The organism is Blautia sp. MSK18_10 (assembly GCF_020553185.1).
Classification (GTDB): domain Bacteria; phylum Bacillota; class Clostridia; order Lachnospirales; family Lachnospiraceae; genus Blautia_A; species Blautia_A wexlerae.
This window is the reverse complement of the sequence record NZ_JAJCGT010000071.1, coordinates 1-7,167: the sequence shown is the minus strand read 5'-3', so window position 1 is coordinate 7,167 and position 7,167 is coordinate 1. Positions and strand designations below refer to the sequence as shown.

Annotated in this window: 5 protein-coding genes; all 5 read right to left on the bottom strand. The window is 42.2% G+C overall.

Annotated elements, in window-relative coordinates:
* Window positions 1-171 precede the first annotated feature (171 nt).
* Entirely contained in the window at window positions 172-594 is a 423-nt protein-coding gene (locus LI074_RS16360; RefSeq protein ID WP_055053622.1) for a flavodoxin, read from the bottom strand.
* Between the two features lie 149 nt (window positions 595-743).
* Complete coding sequence (locus tag LI074_RS16355; protein WP_118340054.1) at window positions 744-1,295, bottom strand: DUF3793 family protein; 552 nt, start codon at window positions 1,293-1,295, stop codon at window positions 744-746.
* Window positions 1,296-1,713: 418 nt separating this feature from the next.
* On the bottom strand, window positions 1,714-5,067 hold the full coding sequence (locus LI074_RS16350) for an SbcC/MukB-like Walker B domain-containing protein (RefSeq protein WP_118340056.1): 3,354 nt from the start codon (window positions 5,065-5,067) through the stop codon (window positions 1,714-1,716).
* Window positions 5,064-6,227: an exonuclease SbcCD subunit D gene (locus LI074_RS16345; RefSeq protein ID WP_330597757.1), complete on the bottom strand. Its 1,164-nt coding sequence runs from the start codon at window positions 6,225-6,227 to the stop codon at window positions 5,064-5,066. Before LI074_RS16345 ends, LI074_RS16350 begins: the two co-directional genes overlap by 4 nt.
* A 40-nt stretch (window positions 6,228-6,267) precedes the next feature.
* Window positions 6,268-7,011, bottom strand: coding sequence for a DeoR/GlpR family DNA-binding transcription regulator (locus LI074_RS16340; protein ID WP_173698413.1), 744 nt, complete (start codon window positions 7,009-7,011; stop codon window positions 6,268-6,270).
* Window positions 7,012-7,167 lie beyond the last annotated feature (156 nt).

The following is a 7,167-nucleotide window of genomic DNA, read 5'->3' as shown; positions in this document are numbered from 1 at the left end:
GCAAAAATTTTTGCCTGAAATCATCAATTTGCTATTGACTTTTTATTTGCAGGCTCGGTAACTGAATTACCGAGGATTCCCGCTTATTTTCCTAAAATATTTCCAAACAAAAATAAAAAGGACTGCCCATTTGTACACTGGCAGTCCCTAAAACAATTCTTACTTATTCTATTATACTAATGCAGCACCTAAAGCTTTGCAAGCATCTGTAGCTTCATCATCTGGCTCTTCCTGGCAGATCACGCTGTCGCATACAAGATTTGCACCTGCTTCTTTACAGGACTCTTCCCAGTTACGCATCCATTCGCCGTCTCCCCATCCATAAGAACCAAACAGAGCGATGTTCTTGCCTTTCAGGGCATCTTTGCATCCGTCAAACATTGGCTCGAATTCTGTATCTTCGAGAACTTCATCTCCCATTGCAGGGCATCCGAAAGCGATTGCATCATATTCAGCAACTTTAGAACCGTCAAAATCCTCACAGGTATGAAGAACAGCTTCGCCGCCTTTTTCCCTGATTCCGTCTGCAACTGCGTTTGCCATTGCTTCTGTGTTTCCTGTGCTGCTCCAATATACAACTGCTACTTTACTCATGATTAAAATCCTCCTTAAATTTGCTCTGCCTTTTTCTTTGCCGCAAAGCCATGATTTATATTATAATAAAAAGTCATACGGCTTTTCTATTATACTGATTCTTAAACGAACTATCCATCCCTGCTATATTACTGTATATAGCTTCTTCCTTACGCTGCCACCGTCAGCTGACGTACACTTCTTCCCTGATTCCAGAGACGTACATACACGCTGGTACATTTCTTAAATCTGGCAAAAGCCTTTATTGCCTCACATTCATTGCAGTAAACCTTCCAACAACCTACACATTTGCAGTTCTGCCCTGCATTCTTGATAAATCCGATCACATCTCCCAGCGGATATCCCAGAAATAATCCGATTTCATGAGGAAAATCTTCTCTCTGGGCCAGGCGGCTTCTCAGTCTCTCAAGTGCATATGCAGGATCTGTACTCTCATACCCATACTTCTTTATGAAATTCGCAACACCAGGTTTCTTCAGATCTCTTTCAAGGCTTGAGAGCCGGCAGACATAAATCAGCGCCTTTTTCTCACTCCTGCGAAGTACTGTGAGGGAAACGCCTTTTTCTCTTACACATTCATTAAAGCCTTCCACGCTTTCCCATAATTCTTCCTCAGATTCATATTTATATGTAAAAAGATTTCCGGTTTTAATAGATGCTAATGTAGGTGAACAATGTTCGATCACAGATTTCTCCAGCATGTTATGATTCCTTTCTCAATGGCAGAATATTAGTTAGACAACGCTAACTATCTATCAAAAAATAAAGCTTTACGAAACATTTTATTGCTTTTGTTTGCTGCAAAGCTTGAATTACTGCTGTAAAAAGACCTTCAACAGATCGTTCAGCAGTTTGAGTTATTTATGTCTAACTTCATAACTTAATATATACTATCTCTGGTATTCTGTCAAGTTAATTTTGTATAACTTTTTTAGTAACTGCCTTTTTTAACCGAAATCAAGTAAGTCCCCGAGGTCGGTTGCAAAAAACAATAAGCAATGGGTAGGGACTTGCTTGTATCAGGAGGAGTGACAACTCCTTCTGATACACTGTGAAACAGTTATTCGATGTAGCGCCGCATAGCGAAGCGGATAATTTTATCCGCTTGACCATAAAATCTCAACCTTCTATACAGATCGTACTTCCAACTCCATCTTCTGTCCGTTTCTTTGTTACTATGATCTTCTTATCAATACGTTCTTTCAGCTCTGCTACATGGGAAACAATCCCCACCAGTCTGCTTCCCTGACTGAGATCCTTCAATGCGCGGATTGCCTGATCAAGGGCATCTTCATCCAAAGATCCGAAACCTTCATCCACAAACATGGTATCAAGCTGGATTCCACCGGAGCTTGACTGAATTTCATCAGAAAGTCCCAGTGCCAGAGACAGGGATGCCTGAAATGTTTCTCCACCTGATAAGGTCTTGACACTTCGAACAGTTCCATTGTAATGATCTACTACATCCAGTTCCAGACCGGTTTTCCCTACCCTGCTCTTGTTTTCTTTCCTGCGAACTAACTCATATTGACCGCTGCTCATGGTCATCAGACGGATATTGGCACGCGCAAGAATGCGGTCAAAATACTGCATCTGGATGTAAGTTTCCAACATGATCCTTGCCTTACCCGTGATCGTACCATTGGCAGTGTCTGAGAGAGATTTCATCCACTTCCAGCGGGTTTCCGTTTTCAGAAGTTCTGTCTGCTGTCTGCGGATTTTTTCATACATGTCACTGTTGATTTCCAGGCGGGCATGGATTTCATCACGATTTTCTGAAAGTGATTTCTTTTGCTGTGCAAAGTTTTCTTTCTGAGCATTCAGTTCCTCAGCTGAAATACTTATGGATTCTTTTAACTGTTCTGTCAGAGATGCAATTACCGAATCCAGTTCTGTCATTCTCTTTTCTAATACTTCTCTCGCTTCTGTTACTGTTTTATAATGTATTTCAAGCTTCTTTTGTTCCTCAGTCTTAATCTGGATCTGAGACAGGATTTCTTCCTTTGTCCTTTCACCCAGCTCTTTTTCCATATTCTCTCTCTGCTTCTGCAGCTGCTCATATCTGGATTTCTCTGCTGCTGTCTGCTGCTGATTCTGATTGATCTGGTCTGTGATCGTTGTGAGTTCTGTCTGAGTCTTACCAATCTGCATCTCCAGAAGTTTTCTCTGTTCCAGAAGTGCTGTCAGATCCTTTTGTTTCTGTCCCAGAATATTTTGCTGCTGTTTCAGCCATTCTGCTGCTCTCTTTCCCTGCAGCAAAGCCTGTGATACATTACAGATTTCCTTTTGATACACTATTTCACCGCTGTAATCCTGTGACAGTTCCGGATCAGTTTTCATTCTCTGTCTTATATCTTCTTCATGGATCCATGTCAGTACAGGTTCGTCCAATTGATTCTGCAGCTGTTCCTGAATACTTTCCAGCTGGCTCTTCCTCTTTTCAAGACTGATCTGTAATTTCTGAAATTCTTTTGCATGTTGTTCTGACTGTGTGATGAACTCTTCTTTTTTCTTCAGTAAATCCTGATGAACTTTTTTCTGTTTTTTGATTTCTTCCAATCCTGTCTGTACACTGCTTTCCTGATTTTTTACAAATAAACATAATTCATGATCAGGAAGTTCCTTTCGAAGTATCTCTTGTGTCTCCTCTTCTGGCAGAAACTGCGCTATATAACCTTTAACCCCTTCTGTCAATTCTTCCCTGCAGCGCTGCATCAGTCCTGTTGCCTCTCCTGCCTGCACACTTGCGTCAGATGCCGCTTTTTCCGCAGCTTCTGTTAACTTTTTCTGTTTTTTCAGCTGTTCTTCTGTGGGAACTTCCTTCGGAATCTGTGTAAGCTTCGGATGATGAACAGAACCACATACCGGACATGGCATCCCATCCTGAAGATCTGCTGCCAGAACACCCGCCTGCGCATCCAGATAGGCCTGCTCCATTTTGTTCAGGATTTCTTTTATTTCTGTCCGTTTCTGAGAAGCGGTCAGATAACCCTTCTTTTTTCTCTCTGCTTCCTTTTCCAGATCCTGATACCGTTTCTGCTGATCTTCTATTTTCTCTATCTGCTGCAAACGTATGACCAGACTGTTCTCTTTGATTTCCAGATTCCCACCGGAAACAATTTTCTCTTCCAGATCAGTCAAATCCTTTTTTATCTGTTTCGCAAGTTGTTCTTCCTGCCCGGACTGTGTTTTCAGTTCACTGATTTTTGTCTGAAGAAACTCCAGATTTCCACAATTCTTATAAATTCCTGCATAAAGAGTATCTATTTTCTCTTTCCGGAAATCTGTTTCTGCTTTTTCTTTTTCTGCACCGTCTGTTGTCTGATATTCTTTTTGTTTTTCTTCAAGCACAGCTTTCATTTCTTTCTGACGATTCTGCAGCTCTGTACCGTCCGTTCCCAGCTTTTCTATCTGCAGGGAAGCCTTCTTTGTTTCTCTGAGCAGATTTTCCAGATTTGTATAACGCTCCAGATTCTCTTTTTCTTTCTGTATGGAAAGCATCAGGCGTTGGATCTCATCAGGTTCCTTTGCCCCATTTTCTGCAGCTTTTTGTGCCTGTTCCAACTGCGGAAGCAATACCTCTTTCTCTTGCAGAAGCTGTTCCTTCCTTGCCTTTGCATCTGCTTCTTTATGAGTCTTTCCCAAAAGCTGATTTACTTTTTCCAGTTCTTTATCGTTCTCTTTAATCTGCTTATTCAAATTTTTCAGCGTCTCTTTATCTACCTTCAGAAACTGCTCCAGGATTTCCAGACCTTCTTCCAGATTTCCCTCAAAGCCATTCTTCTCCATCAATATCCACTGTTGTCCCAACTGGTCTTCTGTAGAATATCTGACCTGTTCCGTATACTGGCGGATACTTCTCAACAGCTCTTTATACGCCTTGTCCAGACCACCGGCCTCGAATTTTAATTTTTCCTGAATCACCTTATAAATATCCGTATGGAAAAGCTTTCTGAAAATGTTGCTGCGTTCCTCTGTGTCAGCCAGCAGCAATTTTCTGAAATCTCCCTGTGCGATCATAGCAATCTGCGTAAACTGCTTCATATCTAACCCGATCAGATCAGTAACTGTCTGATTCACTTCCTTCAGCTTTGTCACAGGAGCTCTTCCATCAGAAAAAGTAAGCAATGCTTCCCCTTTCTGGGTGGTCATTCCGGTACCTCTGGTCTTTGGGCGCTCATAATCCGGGCTTCGCTTCACTGTATACACTGCATCTTTATATTCAAAAATATATTCCGCATAGGTAGGTGTTTCCGGTTTTGCATACTTGCTTCTGAGCATGGATGCCTCCCGGACTCCTCCGCTTGTCTCCCCGTACAACGCAAATGTAATCCCATCAAAGATCGTCGTTTTTCCTGCTCCCGTATCTCCGGTCACCAGAAAAAGTCCCTGTCCTCCAAGCTGTGTAAAATCGATCACAGTCTCATCCGCATATGGACCAAATGCAGATAATGTCAGCTTCAATGGTTTCATACGCGCACCTCCTTCAGATTCTGGATCAGTTTCTCCACAAACTCTGTCTGTTCTTCTTTCATAGGTTCATTATTTAACAGTTCATAAAACTCCTCAAACAGTTCCAGCTCTGACTTCTGTTCCTGAGCCTCCACTGCCTGAACTTCCCGGTTCTCACGTGTTCGTTTATTATCATATTCCAGACGCATCAGATTGGGATAAACAGTACGCAGCTTCTGAAGTGCCCCCGGCACATCTTCCTCATCCGTCAGGGTAATCTGAAGATAATCCATCTTATTTTCAGTAGTATATTGATCCTTCGCTGTCACATCCATATAAGTTCCCCTCAGCTTACGCATATCATGTTTGGGAATCAAAGGTACTGTACTGACCCTCACATTTCCTTTCTCCAGAAGCTCCACAATCGTTACTGACTTTTTATGATCTGCTTCCGAAAAAGAATACTTAAGCGGCGTCCCACTGTAACGCAAGGTCTCTCTCCCCATTTTCTGAGGTCTGTGGATGTGTCCCAGTGCCACATAGTCAAAATCCTTAAATACTTCCGCACTGACATTGTCAAGACCACCAACCCATGTTTCTTCTGAGTCACTTCTGTCTGCTCCGGTCACAAACTGATGTGCCACCAGCACATTTCTCTGTGTCGTATCGATCTCACACTCCTGCAGAGCAGCCATAACACCCTCTTCATAAGTATTAATGTCATCCCTCTGTAAAGCATGGCGTACTGCCGCAGGTTTCAAAAAGGGCAGAAGATATACAGATATTGGTCCATACTGATCTTTTAACACAATCCTTTTCATCTCTCCATCATAGACCTGCGAAATATAAATATCACTACTTTCAAACAGCTTCGCCCCAAAGGAAAGCCTTTCTGCAGAATCATGATTTCCACTGATCATGTACACCGGGATCTTAGCTTTAGCCAATCCTGTAATAAATTCATCAAACAGCTGCACTGCCTCTGCCGACGGCACTGTCTTGTCATAAACATCCCCTGCGATCAGAACTCCATCAACTTTCTGTTCCTCAAAAATTTTGATCATCTGATTCAGAATATATCTCTGATCCTCCAGCATGGAAAAATCATGCACCCTTTTTCCAATATGCAGATCTCCAATATGCCCAAACTTCATCCCACATCTCTCCAATCTAAATATCATTCCTGCCTGCTCTGTCTGCCGGCGGCATTTGATCCATTATTTATTTCACTTTCAGAATATTTTTGCTGTCCTCATACTCCTCCGGAATTTCTTCTGTAAGAATTTTAGCATCTGTAAACACGCCGAATGTGACAGAACTTACTTCTCCAAACTTTGACTTATCTGTCAGGATATATACATCTTTGCACTGCTTCATTGCAGTACTCTTTACAATTGCTTCACTGGTATCCGGTGTGGTAAAGCCTTCCCTTCTGGTAATTCCATTGGTTCCGAAAAATCCCTTTGTAAAATGATACATCTGGATCATCTGCATCGCCTGACTGCCTACGACTGCCTCTGTTGAACTCTTAAGTTCTCCTCCGATCAGGTAAACCCGGATTCCCATCTTTGCCAGAGTCTGGGCATGGGATACTGCATTGGTGACAAAGGCAGCTTTTACACCTTCCAGATATTCCAGCATCAGACCAGTGGTGGTTCCTGCGTCCAGATAAACGAAATCATCTGGTGTGATCAGACTGGCTGCATATTTTGCGATCTTTTGCTTTTCTTCTTTATTTAATTCTGATTTCTGCGCTACTGTCGGTTCATAGGCAGTTACTTTATGATTTAATGCTACTGCGCCGCCGAAAACCTTGGTAAGTTTTCCTGCTTTGTCCAGTGCAGTGATGTCTCTGCGCACTGTGGACTCTGATGCGTCCAGAAGTTCTCTCAGTTCTGTTACTGTAATACTTTTTCTTTCTTCCAGAAGCTTCAGAATAATGTCAAATCTCTGTTCTGTAAGCATATGCTTCTGCCTCCATTATATATTTACTTTGATTGTTTACTTCTGATTATTTTCTCCGATATCTACGAATTGCTCCGTTGCTTCGCAGCTCCCGCAATTCTACGTTACTGTTCACTCCGTTCACAGTAACGTAGCCAAAATTCATTCCAGATTGCC